13 protein-coding genes and 2 pseudogenes are annotated in these 26,263 nt (G+C 55.6%); 1 reads left to right on the forward strand and 14 read right to left on the reverse strand.

Annotated features, from left to right (window positions below):
- Window positions 1–20: 20 nt before the first annotated feature.
- The 7 genes from FHX14_RS12485 to FHX14_RS12515 all read right to left on the reverse strand — a co-directional run bounded on the left by FHX14_RS12485 (window position 21) and on the right by FHX14_RS12515 (window position 8,726).
- Complete coding sequence (locus FHX14_RS12485; protein WP_184377282.1) at window positions 21–1,313, reverse strand: O-antigen ligase family protein; 1,293 nt, start codon at window positions 1,311–1,313, stop codon at window positions 21–23.
- A 37-nt stretch (window positions 1,314–1,350) separates the two neighbouring features.
- Window positions 1,351–2,349, reverse strand: a complete 999-nt coding sequence (locus tag FHX14_RS12490) for an NAD-dependent epimerase (protein WP_184377283.1) — start codon at window positions 2,347–2,349, stop codon at window positions 1,351–1,353.
- A 98-nt stretch (window positions 2,350–2,447) separates the two neighbouring features.
- Window positions 2,448–3,758, reverse strand: coding sequence for an HlyD family type I secretion periplasmic adaptor subunit (locus FHX14_RS12495; protein ID WP_184377284.1), 1,311 nt, complete (start codon window positions 3,756–3,758; stop codon window positions 2,448–2,450).
- On the reverse strand, window positions 3,755–5,479 hold the full coding sequence (locus FHX14_RS12500; protein ID WP_184377578.1) for a type I secretion system permease/ATPase: 1,725 nt from the start codon (window positions 5,477–5,479) through the stop codon (window positions 3,755–3,757). Before FHX14_RS12500 ends, FHX14_RS12495 begins: the two co-directional genes overlap by 4 nt.
- 42 nt (window positions 5,480–5,521) lie before the next feature.
- A complete protein-coding gene (locus FHX14_RS12505; protein ID WP_184377285.1) occupies window positions 5,522–6,628 on the reverse strand; it encodes a glycosyltransferase family 4 protein in 1,107 nt (368 codons plus the stop codon).
- The gene (locus FHX14_RS12510; protein ID WP_184377286.1) at window positions 6,618–7,406 is read right to left on the reverse strand and encodes a glycosyltransferase; all 789 of its coding nucleotides are present in this window, start codon (window positions 7,404–7,406) and stop codon (window positions 6,618–6,620) included. The genes FHX14_RS12505 and FHX14_RS12510 overlap by 11 nt, the downstream gene beginning before the upstream one ends.
- A gap of 270 nt (window positions 7,407–7,676) precedes the next feature.
- Window positions 7,677–8,726: a M10 family metallopeptidase C-terminal domain-containing protein gene (locus FHX14_RS12515; RefSeq protein WP_184377287.1), complete on the reverse strand. Its 1,050-nt coding sequence runs from the start codon at window positions 8,724–8,726 to the stop codon at window positions 7,677–7,679.
- A 1,111-nt stretch (window positions 8,727–9,837) separates the two neighbouring features.
- Here FHX14_RS12515 and FHX14_RS12520 point away from each other — a divergent pair.
- Window positions 9,838–11,013, forward strand: coding sequence for a glycosyltransferase family 2 protein (locus FHX14_RS12520; RefSeq protein WP_184377288.1), 1,176 nt, complete (start codon window positions 9,838–9,840; stop codon window positions 11,011–11,013).
- Here the strand turns inward: FHX14_RS12520 and FHX14_RS12525 are convergent.
- The 7 genes and pseudogenes from FHX14_RS12525 to FHX14_RS12555 form a co-directional block, all read right to left on the reverse strand.
- Window positions 10,967–12,028 carry an acyltransferase gene (locus tag FHX14_RS12525; protein WP_184377289.1) on the reverse strand — a complete coding sequence of 354 codons (1,062 nt, stop codon included), beginning with the start codon at window positions 12,026–12,028 and terminating at the stop codon, window positions 10,967–10,969. The two genes, FHX14_RS12520 and FHX14_RS12525, sit on opposite strands and share 47 nt — an antisense overlap.
- Before the next feature lie 1,322 nt (window positions 12,029–13,350).
- Window positions 13,351–14,475: pseudogene (locus FHX14_RS12530) on the reverse strand (hemagglutinin repeat-containing protein); the annotation flags it as partial.
- Window positions 14,476–14,756: 281 nt separating this feature from the next.
- A pseudogene (locus tag FHX14_RS12535) lies at window positions 14,757–14,855 on the reverse strand (IS5/IS1182 family transposase); the annotation flags it as partial.
- Window positions 14,837–15,124 (reverse strand): POTRA domain-containing protein, encoded by a 288-nt coding sequence (locus tag FHX14_RS12540; RefSeq protein WP_348649245.1) that lies wholly within the window; start codon window positions 15,122–15,124, stop codon window positions 14,837–14,839. The pseudogene FHX14_RS12535 and the gene FHX14_RS12540, both read right to left, overlap by 19 nt.
- A gap of 159 nt (window positions 15,125–15,283) precedes the next feature.
- Window positions 15,284–16,759 (reverse strand): HlyD family type I secretion periplasmic adaptor subunit, encoded by a 1,476-nt coding sequence (locus tag FHX14_RS12545; protein ID WP_184377290.1) that lies wholly within the window; start codon window positions 16,757–16,759, stop codon window positions 15,284–15,286.
- Complete coding sequence (locus tag FHX14_RS12550) at window positions 16,756–18,915, reverse strand: type I secretion system permease/ATPase (RefSeq protein WP_184377291.1); 2,160 nt, start codon at window positions 18,913–18,915, stop codon at window positions 16,756–16,758. The genes FHX14_RS12545 and FHX14_RS12550 overlap by 4 nt, the downstream gene beginning before the upstream one ends.
- Window positions 18,916–19,048: 133 nt before the next feature.
- Window positions 19,049–25,978 carry a hypothetical protein gene (locus FHX14_RS12555; RefSeq protein ID WP_246713385.1) on the reverse strand — a complete coding sequence of 2,310 codons (6,930 nt, stop codon included), beginning with the start codon at window positions 25,976–25,978 and terminating at the stop codon, window positions 19,049–19,051.
- Window positions 25,979–26,263: the final 285 nt, after the last annotated feature.

A 26,263-nucleotide genomic window follows, 5' to 3' on the forward strand; every position in this document is an offset into this window, starting at 1 on the left:
AAAACGTGACCTCACAACCGTCACCGCACAGCCGTCACCTGAGGGGGTTTCCCAGCGGCGATTGTTTGCGTCATTTCTCGATCCTGCTGCGAGTAGAACGCGGGATTTTGAGCCACGAGAGGAATTATGTACCAGAACATGAAGTCTGCCTGGAGCGGACCATCGTTGTGGTAAAATATGTGCACGATATACGGGACGAATGCGAGCACGCCCACCAAATTTTTCGAGCAGGCGCGCAGCAGGTATGGAACGACAAAAAGCGCCAACACCCCATGCTTGTTGATAAACATCAAATAGTAATTATGGAGCGCATGGACCGTGATCGCCTGAGAATTGGGATAGTTTTTCAGCCAATCCCAGTACTCGGAATAGTGAGCGATGCTGTCGAATGACAGCCCATATCCGAATGGCCTATAGAAGAATAACATCGAACCGTAGACGCTAAGTACCAGACGTCCCTCGCCCGAACTGTTTTCCGTGTTGAATGTCCGAAGCCCGGAGGAATTCATGGCCTCAACAATAGAATCTCCAAGGAGAACTGCAGCCACCATGAAAAGGCCACCTAACAGCCCGAGCATCGGCTTAGCAGACGCCAAATACAGGCAGAAAAATATAGCTAAGCCAAGCATCGGCGACCGATTACCAGAGCATATTGCAACGAAACCGATGAGTGCGATCGTCGCAATCAGTCTTCGATCAAACCCGCTCATGATAGCATTCCGCCCAACTTGGCTAACGCGGTATGCGAAAATTACGGCAAAGGCCAAACTCAGCTGCGTTCCGAGATGAACCGGGCTATATGACAAACCCAACGCTCGGTAATGTGGGTCAAATCCCTCGAAATCTACGAGATCCCGTGGCTGTAAAGCGGACAGTGCGTCGTAGGCGGACCAAGCGGGCGAAAATCCGACAAATTGCAAGACGGCAAAAATTGACGAAATCGCGACCGGCAGCAAAAAAATTAAAACCATTGACTGATAGCCAACGATAGTTATCACGCAATATCCGACAATCAAGCCGATGATTGCTTGAATGTGGATCTGGAAAACTTGACCGATGGAGTAGGTGAAGCCGTCGCCCACCAAAGCGCTGGATATCAGTGCACAACAAGTCAAAAACGTAATGACAAATATCTGATTTCTTTGGTCCTTAACCGCGCGAACGATAAGTCCAGGCTCACACGCGCCCACCACGGCAAGTAACACCGCGACGAACAGCAATCTTACGGGCAGCCCACCGACCGATAGTCTCACCAGCACAACGGCAAGCATCATGTTGATCGCAAACAGGGTCGCTACTATCGGTTTCAGCAAGACGTTACTCAACAGGTTTCACGGTTTTGGCGTTCAATCAGTGGACTTGCGAGTACCATTCGACGAAGCGCCGAACACCCTCAGACACAGGTGTCTGGGGCGTATAGCCCGTCAACAACTGAAGAAGCTCGGGCGCTGCATAGGTACGAGGCACATCGCCCTGTTGCATAGGTAGCATATTACGCAACGCTTTCTGATCCAGCGCCTGCTCTACAGTTTCGATAAATGTTTCCAAACCAACCGGCTGCCCGCCCCCGATGTTCACAATGCGGAACGGGGCGTGCATTGATATAGTGTCAATCGCGGCGTTTGCAGGCGTCGAGGGCTGCGGAATCACTGGTATGAGTCGGACAATCGCTTCAACTAGATCATCGATATAAGTGAAATCTCGGGACATTTGCCCATGTCCATAAACGTCAATTGGCTTGCCGTCGAGTATGGCACTTACGAATTTGAAGAGCGCCATATCCGGCCGGCCCCACGGGCCGTAAACTGTGAAAAACCGAAATGCGGTGGTGGGAATCTTATGAAGGTGCGATTGGCTGTGCGCCATCACTTCCATAGCTTTTTTTGTCGCTGCGTAGAGGGTCAAAGGCTCGTCTGCCTTGTCCGACTCCCCAAATGGAATCTTGCTATTTGCGCCATAAATAGACGAAGTCGATGCCAGAAGAACGTGATTGGGTCGAAACTGCCGGCACAAATCCAGTATGTTCCACGAACCCACCAAATTTGATCCGATGTATGCGTCAGGATTCTCCAAGCTATATCTCACGCCTGCTTGAGCGGCCAGGTGCACGACAACATCGGGTCGAGCCGAGTTGAATGCCTCTGTCAGTCGCTCACGGTCCTCGAGCATTGCGATGACCGGGTGGAAGCTACTGTAGCTCGATAGAATTGCGTGCCGCCGTTCCTTTAGAGAGACATCGTAGTACGGCGTCATCCCATCAAACCCCGTCACGGAATGACCTTCCTCCAACAGACGTCTCGCAAGATGAAAGCCGATGAAGCCCCCAGTTCCAGTCACTAGAAATTGCATATCTCTTCGTCTTCTCTTTATCTGCGGCAAATTTGCCTCGGATCGTGCCGACACTAAGCACACCCGGATGAATAATCTATAAGGGACAGTCCGATTGGCTATCTCTCAACAAAAACACGCGCCATGTGATCACGTATTGGTTTTGTGAAGTAACTTGCGACAGATCGATCGTTCCCCCTGATGAACGACTCCACGGGCATACCGGGAAGGAGCTTCAGTTCCTTCAGCTTTGCGACTTCATCAGTCGGGATGGCAATGTCGCATTTGTAAAACGCAGTATTCGTTTTGGCATCCATCTCGAGATCCGCCGACACTCTTACGACCTGGCCGGTCAAATCTGGCGTTGTATTTCGATCAAACGCACTAAATTTTAGGAACGCTGACTGACCAACGGCAACCTGATCGATCATCGATGGCGCAAGCCTCACGCTCACCACGAGTTCACTTTGGGACGGGACTATCTGAAGGAGCGTTTCGGCCGGTGTGACAACAGCACCAACACTGTGGATATTGAGATCGTGAATAGTGCCCGCTGTTGGCGCACGTATTTCGACACGATTCAGTTGATCGCGGGCCGTGACTTCTTTTTCGGTCAGTTCATCCAGGCGGCTCTGAACGTCTCTTTCCTCTGTTTCAACCTGCGACCTTAGATCCTGATCGATCTGCAATAGCTGGATCCTTATTTCCGAAATCCGTGCTTTCGCACTCGCTGCGGAGGCAACCAGTTGCCCATTCTCGCCCTGAATGCGCGCTTCGCTTCGATCAAGGCTATTCAATCTGTTGAGTGAAACAAGACCTTGCTTGTAAAGACGACGTGTTCCTTCCAATTCTTTATCGATCAGACTGATCTCTTGAGCCTTTGCGGCTTGTTGGGTTTCCAAGCCTTTGATCTGCTCTTGGTACTGGTTGATTTGTTCACCGAGTTGTTGACGCTGTCCCTCGCGCGCGTCTCGACGGCTCTGAAAGATGCGACGCTCCGCTTCCATCACTCCGTCGATCTTGTCGGGCGCAAGTCGCAACGCTAGCTCCGACGGGACGACAATATCTTGCAGTCCTGTCCCCTCGGCAAAAAGCCTGGCCTTCCTTGAGTAGAGCTGATTAATTGCGGCCTTCAAGATCTCGTAGTTCATCTTGGCAGCAGTTGCATCCAACCTGATTAGCACTTCGTCGCTCTGCACGACCTGTCCTTCGCGCACCAGGATCTCGGTTACTATTCCCCCACTAGGGTGTTGGACCGGCTTGATGTTTCCGTCAACGACGAGCGTTCCGGGTGCGACTACTGCGGTTGCGAGTGTTGTACTCCCGGCCCAGACGGCAAAACCGCCAAATATCGAGATCACCGCACATACGCCAAACAGCATATGACTGCGTAGCGATTTTTGCAGTCCCTTTCGCGTCTCCCCGTTCATGCTCCGAGATCTCCATCGACAACCTTAAGCGTTGTTGCCGGCAACGCCCGAGGCCCCTCGGATATTCGATTGATGATGGCATCCCGCTTCCCGTACATTGCGACGTCGCCGTTTCGCAGCATGAGTACATGGTCGACGATGTTCATGATGTCAGAACGATGCGCGACAACAACAACAATACCATTTCTGTCCTTCACTCGTTGCAGTGCGTTAGCGAGCGCACGCTCTCCATCGACGTCCAGATTTGAATTCGGCTCGTCCAGCACCACCAAGAATGGCTTCTTGAAAAGCGCCCTTGCAAGGGCAATACGCTGCCGTTGACCGGCCGATAGATTTTTGCCGCCCTCTCCGACCGCGGTTTCATATCCATGCTCGAAGTGAACGATCATGTCGTGTGCGCCCGCCGCATGGGCTGCATCCAATATATCGTCGTCATTCGCATTTTTATCGAAACGGCTGATGTTTTCCGCTACGGTCCCCTCAAAGAGTTCGACTGTCTGAGGAAGATATCCGATGTGCGAACCACGTGCAGCGTCCGTCCATTGATCTAAGGCCGCACCATCAAGTCTAATCTCTCCCCTTAATGGCGACCAGATCCCGGCAATTGCTCGCACGAGACAGGACTTACCTGAACCGCTAGGACCGATGACGCCGAGTATGCTTCCCGCCTCAAGCGCGAACGAGGCGTTTTTGACAGCTAGCTTCTGGGTCCCGGGTGGCACGATCGCAACGTTTCGAACCTGCAAGTTCAGCTGTGGAGCGGCCAGGTTCGTTTTATGCTCGGTGACCGTTGCTAGTTTGGAACTCTCACTAAGTCGTCGCCACGCTTGCATCGCGCCAATCAAACACTTCCATTGGCCGATAACTTGCTCCACTGGTGCGAGCGCGCGGGATACAATTACCGAGGACGCCAAGATCATCCCGCCAGTCAACTGGCCATCAACGACGAGAAACGCTCCGAGTGCGAGGACACCCGACTGGACGGCATATCTGAACGTCTTGGATGCGCTGGCAGCCATACCGGCAAGATCGTTTATCTTGCGGCCCGATTTCGCATGCGCCTCGTGATGGTCGAACCATCGCTCATACGCGCGATCGAAAAGCCCCATCGACGCAATGGCTTCCACATTTCGATGAACCTCTTCCTCCAGCCGACCTCGGGCGGCGAGCGTAGCGCTAAGGTTTCGCGCTTCTCGCTTCGTGGCAAAATGCGTTATTGCCGTCAGCATGACCAGGACCAAAAGTGCTGAAGTAGCAGCAACCCCGATATACGGATGAAAAAGAAAACATACGAAAAGGTAGAGAAGCGCCCACGGAAGATCAAACAAAGACAGGAGGCCGCTTCCGGATAGGAACTGCCTTATCTGATCCAAATCCGCGGCCGGCCTCGTTGCACCCGGCCGCACACCTGCAACACGAGGCATCGTTGCAATGATGCGGAAGACCGAGGATGCTAGGTCAATATCTAAGACGCCGGCAACACGTGCCATAATACGGCCGCGTACCACGTCCAAAACGCCCGAGAAGAGATAGAGAAATGCAGCGAGAACACCCAGTGCAACGAGCGTAGGCATGTTCTTGCTTGGTATCACCCTGTCGTAGACCTCAATCATGAAGATTGGACCTATAAGCGCCAGAAGGTTTACGCAGCTTGTCAGAACCACAGCCATGATAACTGCGGGAGTAAAAACACGCGGGGGGAACGGTCGAGTGTGACTCATTTTTGACTGCACTTGTTGGGTCCTGCCCTCACGATCCAACGCTTAAGCGGCAGCCGCTTTGCTGGGCTCGTGATTGTGGACGGGATGAATATCATTGTCATTGGATACGCCGATCTTCGCCAATATTGTTTCAACGACCTCATCCCAATCGGGAAATAAATTCCGATTTACCGTGAACGATTCGGGATCGAGCAGGGCTTGCTCGATCAAATCAGCGAGCTGGGTGCCATTGTTGGGATCGAAGTAGTGAACATCTGGCAGTTGGAGGTCGCGATTGGCGTCAATGTCCGAAAGCAGAACGGGCGCACCGCATTGTATTGCTTCGAGGACCGAATTGGACATACCCTCGTGTATCGAGCAGTTAACGAAAACCGCGGCTTTGCGCAGTCGTTCATAGACCTCCTGCCGATTGAGAGCACCCTCCATCCTGAGGTTTACCAGCCCGCGGCGCACGATATCCGAAGACAAAACGTCAATTTCATTCGTCTTATCGGGCCCACCGACGATCGTGACGAGTGTTGAGCCCAAGACGCTCGCAGCCTCGACCAACACCGAATAGTTCTTCTGGCTCGTAATGCGGCCAACGGCTAGAGCGCCAACGCGCTGAGTTTCAACCGCGCCCTCGTCTCTAGTAATCCCATTCCGGACAAGGGTAGCAGCAATCGCTTTTCTACTAAGGTGACGCTGAATACTGGGCGAAACCGCGATAACGTGATCAGCAAATCGCATCGTCTTTTCCGAAAAACGGAAGTAAAGCTTGGCTAAACGGCCCCATTTTGGGAGAAGGTAATCTATGGAACCGCTCCGCACCGTCACCAGCGGGCGTCGACGGGGGTTGAGGCGAGTAAACAAGCCGAGCGCGGCTGAATTTATACCAAGCAAAAAGACGTAGTCGTAACGTCCAGTTAAGCACAGCCAAGCTGCCTTCATGTAATATAATATCTTATCGGTTTTTCCGAAACCAAATGTGCCGGTTACGTGAACTCTTACCGACGAGTGGGCACGGTCGTCGTGTTTTAGGCAGGTAGCCTCTACGTCGATAATCTCTGAAGCACGCTTGCAGAATTCCTCAGCAAACTTCTCGACTCCTCCTTCGTGGCCGGTGATCCCCCGAGCACCGACTACAAGCATTTTCTTTTTACTTGCCAAGACCGATACTCCTTCGAAGGCGCCTGAAAAAATTTGGAGTTAGAAGAATGAAGGAGTACTTGAGGATGGTCCGTGCTGCGTCTGAGAGAGAGCCGGCTTCCGATATGTCCATCAATCGTGCTGCGAATGAAAATAAAGCCTGTCTTTTCCGTTTGGCCACGGTGATAGATTCTGCCGAGTACCGGCGCTGGATGAGTTGCTCCGGAATGCAGGAGAACGTCAGCCCCTGGCGGGCGGATCGAAGATAGAGTTCGTAGTCCTGAGCATATCTGAAAGGTTCACAATAGCCGCCAATGTCGACCACTCGGCTCCGGCGATATGCAACCGTCGATGCGACAATGAAGTTTCTTTTTCGGAGCGCGGCCACTATTTCGTGGCCCTCGATCGGACCTTTGATTGCCCAAGTCGAACTATTGCCTTCAGATTTCCCCTCGGCAAACGAGTATACGAAATCAGCTGAAGTTGCCTGAAAATGCGCATAGATCTTGGCGAGTCTCTGCTCGGTTGGAATGTCATCATCGTCGTTTCGGACAATCACATCGCCGCTCGCAATGCGAAGGCCGACATTCAGGCTTTTCGTCAACCCGAGGTTTGATGGATTGACATGTATCTTCAACCGCTTGTCCGTGGCTGCCAACGCGTTGAGTTTGGCCACATCTGCGCTCGGATCGTCGACTACGATGACGATCTCCAGCGGCACATCGGTCTCTCGCCGAAATGTGTCGACAACCTCCTGCAGGTCGCCTCCACCGGTGGTACAAATTAGAATTGAAAGCATCGGGATGCGGCCTGCGAGATTAATTAAGTTATTCTTCTTCGAACGCGCCGCTGACGAGCGGCGCGCTCAGAACCAAACATCAGACGATGTGGGATATCTTCTGCTTGCACGGCCACTGGGTGAAATGTTCGATATGGCTACGGCGTTTCCGCCCTCTCCATGAGCGTCCTAGTAACGTGCAGAGGTGGGTTTGGTGTTAACGAAGAACGGCATTATTTAATTACTTGTGATTGAACGCGCGGATTGTTACCGGCGCGTTCAGACCAACCATCAAACGATGTGGATATCTTCTGCGTGTACAGTCACTGGGGTGAAATCTGCGATATGGATTGCAGCATTTCCGCCCTCACCATCTGCATCGTAGTAAAGTGCGTAGGTTTTCGTGTTAAAGACGAACTGCGCGCCCGCGCCTTCGGCTTCACTCTTGTCACTCGACGTGAATAAAGCGTTGACGTCGTAATCGGCCTTGTTGAATTGCAGCGAGTCGATACCGGATTGGAAATCGCGGATTCGGTCGATGCCGTTAGCAGCACCCGCGGCCTCAAACACAAAAGTATCTGCCCCTGCTCCACCGGTGATGTCATCGTTGCCGGCCCCGCCGCGGATCACATCGTTGCCGTCCAAGCCTGCGATCTTGTTGTCCGCGGAATCGCCAGACAGCTTGTCCGCAAAAATCGAGCCTTCAAGATTCTCGAAGTTTTTCAACGTGTCGCGGCCAGCACCGATTGTGTCCTGCGACTTTGTGTTGATCGAAAGATCGACCGTCACTCCACTGATCGCGTCTTTGTAAGACACCAAGTCAACACCGGTGCCACCGTCCATGAAGTCATTACCATTGCCACCGCGGATGATATCGTTGCCCGTCAGACCCAATAAGTTGTCGTCGCCGTCGCCGCCGAAGAGGGTGTTGTTTCCGCTGTTGCCCTTGATGGTGTTGTTAAGCTCATTGCCGGAGCCATTAAGGTTATCTTCGCCCATTAAGGTCAGGTTTTCGACATTGGGACGCAGGGTATAGCTGATGTATGACTTAACGTGGTCAATACCCTCGCCGGCGAGTTCCACCACCACGTCCTGAGCGCTTTGCACGACATAAGTGTCGTTACCCACGCCACCATACATCTTATCGTTGCCTTCGCCACCATCGAGGAAGTCGTCGCCAGCGCCGCCGACCAAGATGTCGTTCCCGATCCCGCCGCGCAGATTGTCATGGGCATCGGTTCCGACAATGTTATCGCTTCCGTCTGTGCCGTAGACATTAACTGGACCTGCTTGATCAGAAAAATCGCCGTCCTGGCCCGGTTGAAGATTAATTGTAGCCACTTTTATACTCCCTGTTAACTTGTGTACTGATGATTTGAGTTAGCTTATCCACATCTCAGGATTTAACTTCCCTCACGCGGGACGCTACTAACATTGTCCTAAATAGCAACCCTGTTTAAACGATAATTAGCGTAATCGTACTATGATTAATGCTGCTAAAGCCCTGGATATACTCAATCCCAGATTGAATCATCATAGATATTTCACCAAGTATTCGATATCGATACAACTCCATGAGCTATTTGCTTAATGCGGCGTTAACGTCAAAGACCAATTTTGGGGTCAATGACAAATTGTGCATTTGACTCAGCTACGGCTCGCATCCGCGCACGCTGTCAATGCAGGAAGAACGAGTGTAACTCCTCGAAGCAGTATGGCCTTTCTTGCGTTATTACTGCTTTTTGACGTAGCCAAATCCACATCTCCAGATTTAATTTCTATCGGGTGGGAGGCTACTAACATTGTTTGAAACGGGAATCCGTTTAATCGATAATTAACGTAAACGTATTAGGTAAATATCCCAATGGAGGCGCGAGCATCTCGATTATATCAGTCGGGGATTGCATACCTCAGCAGGCATTTGGCTGTCGATTGAGCGGCGCGAGCTATCTCCTTAGACATTAACGTATGGTCCAATTTTGGGATCAATGATAAATGTCGGTTTGGAGTGGCTCCGATCCCAATCCGCATCGTACTGAAGGATCGAGATCGGGAATATTGACCGACAACCGCGACGCCCCGCTTAGCTTTGCTTGTCGCACCGCTCCGACACAGACACATCGTCATTGTGGCCGACAACTCCTCTACGAGAATTCCGGTCGCGGGTTGGAAGATGCCCTTTGGTATGAGCGTTTTTTGGGACTTTCGGCATACATAAGGAAAACCAAGCCGGGGCCAATCCATGGGGCGAAGGGGTCAATCGCCGGTGTGGCCGCTCCGTCGCCGTCGCCATTCCACCAACCGACCGAACCCCGCGTGTTCTCTAACCATCGCCTCTTCACTGGAATGCGCTCTCTCTGGCCATGCTGTCGATTTACGGGCCGTCCTAATTGGCCTCCCGTGCGTCCCCGTTGTCGGGGTTTCAACTTAAAACCTGGCAGCCCTGAACCGGATGGCAACCGAATTTCACTGTTTAAGGTTTTTTGACCGATCAAACTCGATTAACAGGAAAACCTTTAGTAATAAAAATTTTGGCAAGTCCCATGCCAGCGGAGATCCTGTGCCAATCGTCTCGGTCATTATTCCTTGTTATAACGGGGAACGCACGCTTCGCGAAACAGTAGCTAGTGCCGGCGCGCAGACGCTGACTGATATTGAAATCATTATTGTCAATGACGGATCAACTGATATGTCGGGGCAAATTGCAGAGTCCTTACAACAGCATGATCGCCGGATAGCCGTGCACACGATTGCTAATCGGAAGCTCCCAGGTGCGCGGAATTATGGAATCGAGCGGGCATCCGGAAAATATATAGCGCCTCTAGACGCAGATGATCTTTGGCATCCGACCTATTTGGGGAAGCTAGTCAAAGAGTTAGACCGAGCCGGCGATAACTCTGCCTTTGCTTATTCGTTCCTTCGGCGAATAGACGAGAATAGCAACATCATTGAGACGAAACCTTCGATCGCCATAAATGGCACTGCGCTGCAAAGATCGATAGTGCACAATTTTGTTGGGACTGGTTCAGGCATCGTTATTCGTCGGAGCGCGGCGGTTGCCGTTGGAGGATATGATGAGCGCGTCCGCGGCAGTGAAGATTATCTGATGCAGATTAAGCTGGCGGCCGTTGGCGAAGTGGTATGTGTTCCCGAATACCTAATCGGCTACCGGCAATCAGCTACATCAATGTCGATAAGCAGATTTGCGATGGCTCGAGGCTCTTTGGAAGCCCTTGATATCGCCGTTTCGGAAGTTGAAGGCATCAATCCCTCTGTCGCTCGGTGGGCCATGGCTCGGACCCAGATGCACGGGATGATACAAGCTGCGAAGTCTTATCGTTTTGGCCTCGCCTTCGGCCTTGCCTTCAAAGGGCTTTATAATGATTTTGTCGGGCTTATTGCGGACGGGTTCGAACGCGGGCGCCGCCGATACGGTCGCCTCCCCGCCGTAACTTCATCGGAAACACCGCGCCATTTCAATGACATTGATCCGACGGCCGACTTCGTCGAGCTCAGCAAGACCTTTAGAAGAAAAAGACTAGAAAGGGCTTCCCGCCTTGAAGCGGGGAGCCCCTCTGCTTCTAGCTTTCACCAAACTCGTTTGCAACGTCGGCGCGCCGGTTTCTGATAAAGGGCATCGGCAGGTGAACGGGTAACCGTCCCTTGAGCTTCAAAGCTGGCATTTCGACAAGGTGCCAGGACGCCGCAGCAACCAAAATCGACGCTGGCAGGCTTGTTGCGATCACCGCCCACCATGTCCGCAGCGATGGCAACAGATCAACCATCGCCTGCTGGATTGCGAAATGATAGAGAAAGAGCCCATACGAATAGTCGGCTCCCTTCAGGAAGTTGATGCGGCGCGGATTGAGCAGGCCGAGCACAACGGTCAGGTAGGCCACGAAAGGGGCGCAAAAGTACTCGCCCATCGGTAAGCCTGACAACAGAGCGAGGCTGATTCCGAGTGCCACGCCAAACGGGATCACTCCAAACGGCAATCTATCGCGATACTGATAGCAAACCACGCCCCATAGGAAAGTCTCGACGAGCACGTTCCCTGGTACTTTCGTCGCTGTGACTGGGAGTTCACCGCCGTGAACGAAAAACCGGGCAATAGGGTAAGCGATCAACATAACCAAACATGCCAGCATGAAGACCTGCCGCTTCTTTGTGAAGCCAACGAGGACTGCGGCAGTCAAACTAATATAGCAAAGTAGCTCGAACGGCACCGTCCAGAGCTGCCCGTTGACCTTGTTAGGATACGGGTTATCGGCGAAAACGCCGGGAAGATAGTAGTAGATATGACCGGTAATGTTGAGCAGATAACGGAAGAACATCTCACTTCCGAAATACTGCGAAAATGCGACCGTGGTCACGATCGGGCCGAGTATCAAAGCAGAGAGCAGAACTTCAACGGCCAAAGCCGGATAGATACGGAGAAAGCGCAGTCCAAGGAAGTGAAGGATCGATTTTGACCGCATAAAACTTCCGGCTACCAGGAAGCCGCTAAGAGCAAAGAACATTGGCAGCACTAAGCGCAACCAGGGGCCGTAGAGCCAGGTATCCCAAGCAAAGTCCAAACCCGTGCCGTAGGCGGTGGTTAGACTGTGCAGACACAAAACGATCAACGCGAGCACGATGCGCATACAGTCGAACCCACTTGGTCGACCGGACGCTCCAATAAGCTTGTCTTCTAAAGTAGATCCCCGCATGTGCCGCCCTCATTGCGATGGAAAAGTAACGCACCCTCGACAGGTTCCGCGATAATCAACAGGGCGCTCGACGACTAACGTCGGAGCGCCCTGGGTTGCGTCGCCCAATGTTGCATTTTATGGACGACGGTATGGCGGACGACTAAGCGCATGAGTGGTTCAGCTGATGGCAATGCAGCATCGAGCGCACTTCGGCCAAAAAATTATTTATTCGATCTTATCGCTATTTTGACAATGGCCGGCCACCGCCAACCGACATTGTCGGCGTCCGAAGACGAAGGCCGGAAACATGCGATTGACCCAAACACGTGATAGAGAGCATGCAATCCAGACATGCAGTTCCTAACTTTTTCAAGCCGACGCTCTATGGGCAATTCGTACTGGAAGCTCAATATCATCCGCGCCTGAATCTGACGGACTGGACGCGGATTGAAGGGTAATCTCATCGATGCAAAAGGAACAAATTAGCTCGTCGCCATCGATCTTCTTGCCCTTACCACACCGCATGCATGAGTGCCCACGCTTCTTCCTGCCGAACAACATCGAACCGGTACTTCCTTAATCTGTTAAAATGTTACGAGCAAAACTCACCATGTTATACGCTTGAGGCATTGCGGCAATTCTTATATTTTTGCTTGCATTTTAAACTCTCTCAAATCCAGTCTAGGTGGACGGCAGAGCGCTGCTTGCATGCCCATTAAACGTAGTAAAAGTTATTTCGCGCTACGGCAGTCTAGAAGACTGCATAACTTTCCATTTGTCCCCGAATGGCCGAACCTGGGCAAACGAGGATCTCGCCAGGATATGACCTACGACTCAGCTGGTGCCGGGTATACCGCGAAGATTCACTGGCATCCCTGGGAGCTTGTTGTCTCTTGGAAAGGGCCGCAACAGCGGCATCGATTGCTGGCATTGCAGTCTCACCGACCCAGTGCCGCAGAATATCAACGAATTTAAAATCATCCCCAGCAGTGCCTAAAACCATCATAAGTCCATAAACCGGACTTTGACCTCGCCCCATTTGTTTCAAACAGTAATTGCAAATTTCTCTGTAAAGTCGAGCCCTGCTTCGGACCTTTTTTGGGTCTAAGTAGAAACAGTGGACTTTATCAACAGCGCTGTCGGCGCCTTAGCCGGAAATTTTTTATTTTAACTCAAGTGACTTCCGTGATTGTGAAAGACTTTTCGCAATTACGTCTCTTGACTTGCCTGCAAGTAACGGAATGTTGGGAACATCAGCACTGTATACGCATCCAGATGTTCAGATCCGCACCGTTCTCACTGCCGGCTTCGATCTTCGAGGCGGATATGACCGTGTCCTTGCCGGATTCAATACCGACGCCGCCACCGCCTGTGATGGCGGAGCCGACGGCCGTCGTCGTTTCCAGATGCGTGGTCGTCTTCTCGCTCGTACCGAGGAAACCGCCCTTGCTGCTGAGCCTGGTGTCGAGGGTGGCAGTGTCGGTGGCTTCGGCGATCGTCACGTCGCCGTCGGCCTTGAGAGCGACCTTGCCGTCGGCGGCAAGCTTGCTGCCGACAATGTTGAGGTCGTGATCGCCGCCGCCGTTGCCCGCTTTCACCGAGAGATCGCCGCCAGCCGATATCTCCGAGCCGACATGGGTGATCGACGAGGCGGACTTCTTGCCGAAGGTGGATGCCGATTGCTCCTGGGCGGCGGTGATATTGATATCGTCGCCGGCGGCAAGCGCGACATTGCCCTTGGCCTCGACGGAGGAGCCGGAAAGCAGGATGTCGTCGCCGGCCTTAATGGTCGCATTCGTGCCGGCGGAAAGCTGCGATTGCTGCTGGTCGGTGGAAAGCGTCCTGGTGTAGCCGGATTGGTTGTTGCGGGCGACATCGGTCGAGACCACGGCCACCGAACCGTTGTCGGCCGCCACATCGAGCGTCGTTCCCGCCTTGGCGGAGCTGCCGATGACGTTGACATTGTCGGTTGCCTTGATCGTCAGGGCTCCGCCGCTGGCGACCTGGGTGCCGGTGGCATTCTGCTGACCTGAGTTGTCGACCTTGGCCGCTGCGAGCGTGACATTGGTGCCGGTGAGCTGGGCAGAGCCGCCGGCATTCACCTTGACGCCCTTCAGCGCCAGATCGCCGCTGCCGCCGGCAAGCTGCACGTCGCCCGATGCCGTCACACCGGCATTGGTGTTGACCATGTTCTGGCCGCCGATCGTCATGGTCTGAGCGGCCAGCGTGATACCATTGGTGGCGTTGAGCACCGTGTCGCCGCGCGACAGGAACGTTCCGCTGCCCTGAATGGTCTTGCCGGCGATGGTAAGCCCGCCATTGGACGCGATCAGGCCGGAATTGTCGAGATCGTCGACATCCATGTCGACCGAGCCGCCCGCCATGACGGCGCCGGCGCCGCATGCCCAACCTGCCCGTATCACGGCTGCCGGAACTGTTGCCCTGGAACTGGTCCGCCGTTGACAGCGCCCGGCAGAGAGCAGCCTGATGGCCCGCCCGACGCATGTCTACACGATCGATCATGTTGCTTCGCTGATAGGCGAGAACTCGAACTCCTCCAGGAAATCGCCAGCAACTCAGACAACATCGATTACGGCGAGATGATCCATGCCCATGACGGCAGCGAAGAGGGCATAACAACCTTCACCGACCGGGGCATCGAAAGCTTAAAGGAATTCCTCGCCGATATGCGCACCTGGGACGGCGGCGTCCGGCAGTTCCTTGTGGACGAGCAATGTGATCCGGAAAGGATCGAACGCATCATGGCAGACGAGCCGAAATCATAAATCCCGCGGCCCTGGCCGGATGGATACGCTCGATATCACGCAGACTGGTGATCTGACCCTTCATACCGGGAAAGGCCGTGGCGATCACACCGGAACCTGGTGCCGGCTTGCCATTAATGTAGATGTCAGCAAGCGTACCTTCGATGGCGACCAGTCGCAGCATCTTCGCCTTAGCGATGTCCTGCGCCGGTACGTAGACGCGGGAGCTGACAAACCCCTTCTCGAGATAGAGATGGGTCAGGTCGCGCAGCAGCGTGTTGATATCGCCGACCCTGCGCCTAGCTTATGCGCCTGGCTCAAAAACGGCAATCACAGCTTAATTGAGCTATATGCTCAGGAACCACCTATTTGGGCCTGTGTGACCAACGCCGGAACGAAATCCGCCACCAAGGCCGAGCTGGAAGCCCCGATTTCACGGTAGCTAACGCTCCTGCATCGCCTCCGAAGCGATTTCAGCCAGTGGCGAGTAGAGATACTCAAGGATGCGCCGGCTGCCGGTCTTGACCTCGATGGTGACGGACATGCCGGGGGAGAGTGGGACGCGCGTTCCATCGATATTGATGCCTGTCTCATCCGGCTTGATGACCACAGGGAAAACCAGGTTTTGAACGCGTTGGGCATTGCCGATCGGGATGACGCTCTGCAGCTCCTTGGCCGGCTCGCCTTCGAGCTGCTGTGCGTCCGGTTCGGGGATGGCGTCGGTCGCGACACGGGTGACCGTGCCGTTGAGGATGCCGTAGCGGGTGAAGGGAAAGGCCTCGACCTTGATGACGGCAGGCTGGCCCGGCGAGACGAAGCCGATGTCCCGGTTCGGCAGATAGGCTTCGATCTCCAGCGAAGCATCATCCGGAACGATCCGCATCAGTTCCGCGCCTGCGCTCACGACCTGGCCGACGGTGGTGATCGCCGATGTCTGAACGATGCCGTTGATCGGGCTCTTGATCGTCAATGACTCCAGCCGCTTGGCCGCCTTCACCAGCTGCTGTTCTTTTTCATCGATCTCACGCGAAGCCTGTGCCTGCTTCTCGGCATTGTCGGCAACGAAGGTCTTGATCGCCTTCAACCCTTCGCTCGCTGCGGCGACGATCGCCGTCTCCGCCTCTGCCCGCTGACCGATCTGCTCGGCCAGGTTTGCCTCTTCCTTCTGCTTGATCTCGACCGCATCGATGACGCCGGATTTCGAACCGGCGCTGAGATCGACCAGATTGGAGCGCATGGTGACGCGATCTGTCAGGGTGGCGACCAGCGCCTGCTGGGCGGCAACCATCTCGCTATACCGCTTCAGTGCGGCGAATTGCTGGTTGCGCTGGGCCGCAAGGCTGTCGAGCGTCGATGCCAACTGCTCCAGATCTGAATTGTAAAGCAGCGTCTCGCGCGTCCGGATTTCCGCCGGTATCGAATTGTCGAATTGCGGCGCAATCTCGATGCGGCGCGCTCCGCTCCAGAGATCGCCCTTCTGCCAGGCGGCGACCTGCGCCAAGGCCGCACTGCGCCTCGCCACCTCGGCGCGCAGAGTGGAAAGGCTGATCGACAATGCGTCGACCTCGGCGCGGGCTTCCGTCGGATCGAGCTCGACAAGAATGTCTCCGGCTTCCACCTTGACGCCGTTCGAAACGGGCACAGCGATCGTCTTTCCGACCTCGAGCGACTGGATTACCTTGACGCGACCGGTCGGCTGAATCTTGCCCTGCGCTGTCGCGACGATATCGAAGGTACCGAGATAGCTCCAGACTAGCGCGCCGGCGGTGAGCAGGCAAATGAACCAGATGAGCGCGGTGCGGATCGGCGAGGCCGGCGTTTCGAGGATTTCCAGCGCTGCCGGCAGGAACTCGTTGTCCACCCGCAATCGCTTCTGTGGCTTCGGCGGAAGCCGGGGAGGCTGGACGTTCTGGTTCATGATTCAACAGGCCCCGTCTGCAATTGCCAGAGATGGGCATAAAGCCCGTTCGGGCGGGCCAGCAGCTGCTCGTGCGTTCCCTCTTCGACGATGCGGCCGTCCTTCATGCCGATGATACGGTTGCAGTGGCGCACGGTCGCCAGACGATGGGCGATGATAATGACGGTGCGGCCGCGGACGATCTCGCGCATATTGGCAAGAATGATGCGCTCGCTTTCATAGTCGAGCGCGCTGGTGGCTTCATCGAGGATCAGGATCGGCGGATTGGTGGCAAGCGCACGGGCAATGGCCAGCCGCTGCCGCTGGCCGCCGGAAAGATTGGCGCCGCGCTCTTCGATCAGCGTGTCGTAGCCGCGCGGCAGTTTGGCGATGAACTCGTCGGCGCCGGAGAGTCGCGCCATCTGGATGGCGGCGGCCCGCGACATGGCCGGATTGACCATGCAGATATTGTCATGGATCGTCCGGTTGAACAGCATGTTCTCCTGAAGCACGACGCCGATATTCGACCGCAGCCAGGCCGGATCGACCTGGGCGATATCCTGGCCGTCGACGAAGACTTGGCCGCTGTTCGGGATATAGAAACGCTGCACCAGCTTGGTCAGCGTCGATTTGCCGGAGCCGGAGGGACCGACAATGCCGATGACTTCGCCGGGCCGGATCGAAAAGCTGATATCCTTCAGAACATCCTGGCCATCCGGGGAATAGCGGAAGTTCACCGATTTGAAGCCGATCGCGCCTTTGGGCGGCGGCAGGCTGACGGCGACGCTCGGGCGCGGCTCCTGCGGGGCGTTCAGAATATCCGAAAGCCTGGCGACGGAGACCTGCACCTGCTGGAAATCCTGCCAGAGCTGCGACAGGCGCAGGATCGGCTGTGAGACCTGGCCGGCGATCATGTTGAAGGCGACAAGCGCCCCGACGGTCAATTCGCCGTCGATGACCGCCTGCGCGCCAAAGAGAAGCAGGGCGGCCGAGGTGATCTTGTTGATGTACTGGATGGCGTTCTGGCCTTTTGCCGCCAGCATGGTTGCGAGGAATGACGAGCGCACATAGGCAGCCAGCCGCTCTTCCCATTGCGAGGAGACCACCGGCTCGACGGCCGAGGCCTTCAGCGTCTGAATGCCGACCACGGTTTCGACGAGCAATTGCTGGCTGAAGGCGCCGCGCTCGAACTTCTCGTCGATCCGCTCCTTGAGGAAGGGGCGGATGAGAAACCCGATCGCCAGGTAAAAGGGAATGGAGGCGACGACGATCCAAGCAAGCTTCGACGAATAGGTAAACAGCACGAAGATGAAGATGATGGTGAAGATCAGATCGAGGCCGGAGAACAGGCCCTGGCCGGTCAAGAAATTGCGGATGGTTTCGAGCTCGCGCACTCTTGCGACCGTCTGGCCGGTGGCGCGGGTTTCAAAATAGCTAAGCGGCAGGTTGAGGAGATGGCGAAACAGGCGCCGGCCGAGTTCGACATCGATGCGGTTGGTGGTGTGCGACAGCGCATATGTTCTCAAATATTGCAGCACGACATCGAAGAGCCCGACGGCGGCAAGGCCAATGACGAGCACGATCAGCGTGGAATAGCTGCGATGGGCCAGCACCTTGTCGACGACGACCTGGAAGAACAGCGGCGTCACCAGCGCGAAGATCTGGATGACGAGCGAGGCGATCAGCACATGGCCAAAGGCCCGGCGATACCGCCAGATCGCCGGCAGGAACCAGCGGAAGCCGAAATTCTGCTGCGAGGCGCCGGGGCCGGCAAAGCGGCGCTGGACAAGAATGAACTCGCCCGAGGTCAGGGCGAGAAGCTCTTCTACCTCGACATTGCGGGCTGAGAAATCGATGGGATTGATCAGACGATAGTGCCCCTCGGCGGCCACGCCGCCGAAGATCGCGAAGGTACCGTCCTTCAACGAGACAAGGGCGGGAGCTGGCAGGGTCGTCAGCCGTTTGGCATGATGTGCACGGACAATGCGCGCCTTCAGGCCGACAATCTTTGCGGCGCGCAGAAGATCGTCCCGTGACGCCGGCGCGGTCAGCGCAAGCTCTCGGCTCAAAGTCTCCGGGCGGGATGCGATCCTGAAATAACCGGCCACGGCGGAGAGGGCCGCCAGGCCGCTGTCGGCGATCGCTGCCTCCGGTATGGCATTTAGCTCGTCCGTCATCGCCGACACCGCGGCGTCAGAGTCGGGAGCTGTTTGGATGTCCATCATGATGTGGGATCAGTGAAGGGCGGGCATGCCGGCGCTTTGCAGCGCCGACAAAAAACAGGAGACCTTCTTATACGACATTGAACGTCTAACTCGGCCGGAACGAAAGCATTGCGTCACCGACCAGATACTCTTTGCCATCGACCCTCTGGTAGGAGCTGGTGCCTGTGATCGTCGAACCGTCAGCGAATGCCTGAGATCCATCGGTGGTCGGCATCAGGTTGATGAGCTTGATGCCGGCGTCCGTCATCGTCAGGAGTTCGCCTTGGTCGGTGAGACCATTCTGATTAGCGTCCCGCCAAATACGAAACTCATTCCAGCGCTCGTCGTCGACATTCAAGACGTTGTCATGGTTCGTATCGAAGACAAGACGGACGCCAGCGAGGTCCGAAATAGTCCCCGCAGTCTCGCCCTGTTCAGCCCAAAGTGAGAAAGCCAGCTCCTTTGCCTGATTGATAACCCCGTCTGGGCCTGCGGCTCCGTCGGCTGCAAGATCGATGGCAAGGAAACCATCGGAAGAACCAGCCCAGGCCGTCGTATCGCGAACACCGTCTCCGTCCCAGTCGAACGTCGGCGAGGCGATAATGTTTGTCAGATCGATCGGACGAAGATCAACGTGGCCGTCACCGTTGAGATCCAAAAGTACAGGGCCAATCAGTTGACCGCTCGAATTATAGTGATAGGTCTTACCATCTCTGGTGACATCGTAATTGCCATTGTCGAAATACTTTGTCGTTTGAACTAACGTATCGCTCGCATCATAGTCGTAGGCAAATTGGTAGTAGTTATTGCCAGGATCGTAGTCATAGGATCGGTGCGTCAGCCAACCGTTATCCCAAAATTCCCGCAGCCAAACGAGCGTCGTCCCAGTATAAGAATATTGCTTCTGCCACCAGGAATTGGTGTTCGTTGCATCGTATTGGTACGCAAGTCGTGTGTTATTATCATAGACGACATTTGATGACGTACGCCGACCCCAGCCATCATAGTTTTCCTCACTGTAGGTCCAATTCAAACCGCTGCCGGTTTCATCTGTCGTTTTTCGATAGGCAAGCGTACCGGTTGACCGCACCTCCTCGACAACAGTTTGCGTCACGGCGCGAGAGGCGTTCCAGTCAATCTTGGTCAGCGTAACCGATCCGTCGGCATGGGTGACCGCTGTCTCAGCATGATCAGTAGTGCCATTGTTGTCATTGTCTTTGGACAGCGTAGTCATTAGGCCATCGGCGCTGGTGGAGATCGTCCCCGTGGCCGTGACCGCTCCACTCGCATTTGTTTCTGTGACTCTCGTCATCACGGAGCCGCTGACCTCGGTGGTCGACTGCATGATTGTCTCGTAGACACCATTGCCATCATAGTCGTATTTGGCGGTCTCTGTGCGACCGTCAGCCGAAGTCGTGGTCTCGATCTTGGCGGCGATGGCCTGCTTCCAATAGACGACGCCCGGCGTCAGGTTGGAAACAGCTCGTGCTGTTGCATTGTTGGTGACCACCGCGACCGAGGCGCCGGTTGGATCGATGGTGGCGGTTTCAACCTGGTCGTTCGCGTTGTCGCCATTGGTGTCCACCGACGTCGTTTTCACCCTTCCGTCTGCAGAGGTCAGAATCGTTGTCTTCGCAGCCAAAGTGCCAGCCGGAAGATTCGTGTCCGAGATGATAGTCGCGCTGCTTCCATCGGCATTGGCGGTGAAATTCGTTACCCGCTGACGGTCGTTCGTGCCATTGCCGTCAAAGTCCCAAGTGGTCATCTTCTGACGACCATTGGCGGACACGACCACGGTCGACTTGTCCCTGACCGTTTTTCCGTCGGCCTTGAAGTTGGTCGTGACCGATGTCTGGATGCCGGAATTGGCGGTGACAGTCTGCTGACGCTGCTCGAGGATGCCATCGCCATTGCCGTCACGATCGACAGTAACAGTGAGCTTGTCGGCGCTGGTCAACGTTACGACCTTGCCGATCCGATTTCCGCCTTTTTCCGTCGTATTGACAATCTCGCGGATGGCACCGTCAGCCAGAATAGTCGTCGTCGTCGTGGCGGCCTGGTTTCTGCTGATCGGATGGACAAACATCGAGCCGGGGGGGCCGGGAAAATCCTCGCTTTGTTCGAGGAATGTAGTTATCAGGCCGTTCGCACTTGTAGTCATAATGATCTGAGTAGGGCCCGACTCGGGGGGGTCTATCCGTCTGGTTTTCGTGCCATCAGCATTCAATACCGTGACATCGGTTGTCGTCTGGTAGGCGCCGCTGCCTGTCGGATCGAACTGAGTGGTGATCGAAAGTCCGTTGGCGCTTGTGGTGACTATAGAGCGGCTGGTCAGCGTCGTGCCGGTAAAATTGCTGATCGTCTGTGTCTTTGAGCCATCGGCGTTCAACACAGTGACATCGGTCTGGCTTTTGTCGAAGGTCGTACCGCCACCGGTGCCGATGGTGTCCCACTTGGTGGTCGTAGTCAGACCATCGCCGGACACATCGGTCAACGTGATGCTCTTGGTTACGCCGGCGACGATATTGTCCGTCCTGGTCGTCTTGCTGCCATTGGCGTTCAGAGCCGTGGCGACGGTCGTCTTCTTCTCGACCGTTCCATTGCCGTCGCTGTCGTATTCAGTGGTTTGTGTCAGTCCGTCGGCAGACGTCGTGACCTTCTTGGAATCTTTAAGCACTGCGTTGGCGCCGTAGTCGTTGAACGTCTGGACGGTCGAGCCGTCAGCCTGCTTGGTCGTAACCGTCTTCTTGTCGATGGTGTTATTGCCGTCGACGTCGACTGTGACGGTGGACGAGAGACCGTGCGCTGCGACCGTCGTGACGGTCGTGCTTTCGAGCGCTCCGTCAGCTTTGCGGTAGGAGAGGGTCTCCGTCGTGCCGCCATCGGCGTTGAGAACGGTGACATCACTCATGGAGCGAACCACAGTGCCGGTGGCATCGGCCCAGTTTATCGTCTTGCTCAGGCCGCTGGCGCTGACGGTTGCCGTCGTGCGGGAGATCAGCGCATTGCCGATCCCCGACTTCGAGATCGTCTGGGTGCGGCTGCCGTCGGCGTTCAGGGCCGTCACATCGGTGGTGACGAGTTCGAAGACGCCGTTACCGTCAAGGTCCGAGCTCGAGGTTTTCGACAACCCGTCATCGGAAGTGGTGACGATGGCCTGGCTTTCGAGAGCGCCCGCCGTATTATATTGCTTGACTTCGTCCTTCTTCGTTCCGGCGTTGTCGATCGTGATCGTTTCCATGCGATCGACAACCGCATCGCCATCGATCTTCGAGCTCACCGTGGTGGTTTTCTTGTCGGCGCTGACGGTGGTGATCGTCTGCGAGAGCAGTGTGGCGTTGGCGTCGGCTGCCCTGACTGTTTCAGTCTTGGTCGTCGATCCGCCCGGATCGAGCGGCGTTGTCGTCCACGACGAGGTCCTGTTGACCGCTCCGTTGCCATCCAGATCATACTCGGTCGACCCATCAAGACCGTTGAGGTTGGTGGTGACCTTGGTCGTTCCGACGAGCGTCGTTCCCCGATAATCCGACGTCGTCTGAGACTGCTTGCCGTTGGTGTCGAAGGTCGTGATGTCCGTCGTCCTGGTGTCAACGACTCCATCACCATTGAGATCCTCGCTCGTGGTGATCGACATGTCATTGCCGCTGGTGACGATGGTTTTCGTGTCGAGGAGCGTGGCATTGCTGCTCGTCAGTGAGATCGTCTGGGTTTCACTGCCGTCGGCATTCAGCACCGTCTGGTCGGTCGTGATTCGGTCAGCGAGGCTATCGCGGTTAAGGTCGACGGCTGTGGTCGTCGTCAGGCCGTTGCCGCTCACGGTGACGATGCTGCTGGTCGTGCCGGTTACGGTATCATTCGGGGTGAAAGCTGTTTCCGTCGTCGTGATCGAGCCGTCCGACGCGGTGACCTTGACCTGGCGGGTGTCGATCTTGCCGTCACCATCGGCATCGGTCGAGACCGTGGTCGTGCGGCGATCGGCGCTGACTTCGGTGATGGTCTGTGCGTTAAGTGTTCCGTTTGCGCTGGTGCTGCTAACCGTTTCGGTGCGCTTCCCAGTGCCATCGAGCACGATGACATCGGTCGCCGTCTCCTCGAACACACCATTACCATCAGCATCGGTCTTGACGATCTGGGTCAGGCTGTCGGTCGATGTGTTGGTGATGGTCGTGGCGATCGTCGCGCCGTTGGCATTCTTCGACGTCACCGTTTCCGTGCGGCTGCCGTTGGCCTCAGTGGTGATGACATCCTCGACCACGAGTTCGTTGACGCTATCGCCATTGGCGTCAGTGCTTGTGGTCTTCGACAGGCCATCCGCCGTTGAAATGGTTGCGGTCTTGCCGACCGTCGAACCGTCGGTGTTGAGCGTGCTGACCGTACTGGTTGTCTTTCCATCGGTGCCGACCAGGATGGTGGTCAGGCTATCGTTCTTGCCATCGCCATTGGCATCACCGGCAATGGTGATCGACTTGCCGTCGGCGCTGGTTGTCGTCACGGTCTGAGACAGGATTGTATTGTTGCCGCTGCGACGCTGGACCGTCTGGGTGCGGTTGCCGCTGGCATCGAACGCGGTGACATCGGTGTCGGTGAAGTCGATAACGCTATCGCCATTCATGTCGCCGGTTATTGTCTTCGACAGTCCATTAGCGGTAGTGACCGTCGTCGTTGTTGAGCGCAAGGTGGATGAGGCGTCCGTATTGTAGGTCGCGGTCTGCAACGTCACGTCCCCGGATGCAGCCACAGTCGATATAGTGACAGTTCGCGTTTCCGCGAGTCCGTTGCCATCTGTGTCGGTCTCCACGGAAATTGTGCGCCCGTCGGCGCTCGTCGTTGTATCAATAGTCGAGAGGACGGTGCCGTTCGCGCTGCGATCGACGGTCGTTTTGTTGCGGGCGCCATCGGCCGCGATCGTCGTGGTCTCGGTGACAATGTCGTCGTAGGCGCCGTTGCCGTCGCGGTCGAGGCTGGTTGTCTTCGTCAGGTCGTCCGCGGAACCACTGACAGCTGTCCCAAATAGAACCGTGCCGTTGACGCTAAGTTGCTGCGTAGTCGTCGTGGTCGAACCGTCGGCATTCTTGATATAAATCTGCCGCTGGTCGATGATGCCGTCGCCGTCCAGATCGACCGTTGTCGTCACCGTCAGATGATCAGCGCTGGTGATCGTCGTGGTGCGATCCTTCAGCGATCCGTCGGCATTGAAGTTCGAGACAATCTTCGTCTGCAAACCTGAAGCGTCGATGGCCAGCACATTGGTCTGCGAGCGGTCGAACGTGCCGTTGCCGTCGTCGTCGAACTGCGTCTGCACGCTTCTGCCATCGGCGCTGGTGGTGACGATGTTGCGGAAGGCCAGGCTGCCATCCTTGTTGTAGGCAAGGATCGACTTTTCGACCGAACTGTCGGCCTTCGTTAGGCTGCTGGTCTTGACGATATAGGCGGCATCGTCGTTCGCCAGCTTGGCGTCGCCGACCGTTCCCGTCGTGCCGTCGGCGCGGATGAAGGTCGTTGTACCGGTGATGGCGGAGCCGTCTTCGAAGGTCTGGCCGCTGCCCTTCGGCGTCAGGTCGATAGAGGTGATGCCGAGGCTGTCGAGCGTTACAAGCTGGCCATTGACCTCCACCCGGAACTTCGACCACTGGGCATCGCCGGCATCGAGCTTGCCGTTGCCGTTAGTGTCGAAGACATGCTTCAGCGCCTCGAGGTCACCAGTTGCCGAAGAATCCCATTCGGTAAAGGCGAATTCGTTCGATTGGCTGATCTTGCCGTCGCTATTTGCGTCGATGACGAGAACGCCGGTGCCGGTTCCCGCCCAAGCGGTGCGATGCTGGTAGCCGTCGCCGTCCAGATCAACGAACTTGGAAGAGGTCGATAAGGTCTCGACGCTCAAGCCGCTGCCGGTCAAATCAAGAAGAACCGGACTTCTTTGTCCCCAACCGCCCCCGTAGCCCTTGGTGTACTGGTTGTCCCGTAGCGCTGGCTGAGAAGATGTCTTTGGAGTTGAATGATCGGCAGCGTAAGTCGGCCCCCTACTCGTACTGATGCTCTTAGGGTTCGGCGAATGCTGCGCCCTCGATGCAGCATTGCGTTCGTCGCGCTCTGTTGGCGAAAGGCCGCCGCTTGTCCGGGAAGTCGGGGATTGCGTCTGTTTTTCGAAGTCCCTCAGCCGCGACATGCTATCGTTCTCGCTCTGCCGGTATGACCGTTGCGACCCACCGCGCTGCTGCTGAATGTTAGGCGGCTCGGAAACGCGATGCGCCGGTACACTGACTTCGGTCCTGGCGCGTTCGTCTCGGGCTTCGAGTGACAGGCCAGCCCGCTGGTCAGCCGCACGTACGGCCGCCGCCCGCTCGTCCCGTGCGTCAAGCGATAGTTGGGACTTTGCATCCGCCGTCAGCGCCGCCGCAGCCCGAAAACCACCCCAATCCTCGGGACGCATCTGCTCCTTGGGAGTGTCCCATCCTGTCCAATCAACGAGTGTATCGGCAAATTTCTGCTGGAGTGATCTCGCATCGTAGGCCCACTGAGGGTTGGGGCGCGTATGAAGTACTTCAGGGCTCCACACCTGGGTGGGGCTTGCAGCAGGGCCGTAAAAATAAGGTTCATTGACGGGGTCGTTGTCAATAATTGTTATTGATGCAGCAACACCATAGGACGGGACCCTAATATTTGTCCCGTTAGAACGAGTCAGGCCTCCACCCGATCCTCGCGCGGTCAAAGTTAACCCCTCCTCACCCAAAACCGGCCCAAGAAACCCCGTCCCATAGCTATTTCTCAGATAGCTATTTCTCAGCTGGGGTGCTGTCGCAGCCAACCCAGCCCCAACCCCTTTGATGCCGCCGGACTCCGGGTTGAACAGGCCAAGCACAGCGAAATAGCCCGCGGTAACTTGAACCGAACTAGGCCAGGGGCTGCTCAAACTAGGCCAGGAAGCGGTGATCGACACAGGGCCCCAGCGCCCGTTGTAGCCGACCTGCAGTTGCCCCTTGATCGACCAGCCCGAGCCCCGAAGCTCCCCTGACCTGAGCGAACCATATATTTCCATTTTGCCCCCCTGGTTATGCAATTCATTTGACGTTATTTGAGCAATGCTATTAATGGCGCGATCCATAAAATTAAGGACGTGACAATGAGAATGGGCCGCCCATATAAAACTCTCGATTTATTTGAGGCAATATCTTTTGGGTCAGTAGAATCACCTCTGTAGACGCCAGAACCAATGCTGCTATCTATATCAAAATTCCAATTATTCCTTTTGTAGAATATTATTTCTTGCACTTCTTCTTTTATCAAGATCGAAAACGCGACAAAGAAAATGATAACTATTAAT

This window comes from Rhizobium sp. BK619 (assembly GCF_014195245.1).
GTDB lineage: Bacteria > Pseudomonadota > Alphaproteobacteria > Rhizobiales > Rhizobiaceae > Rhizobium > Rhizobium acidisoli.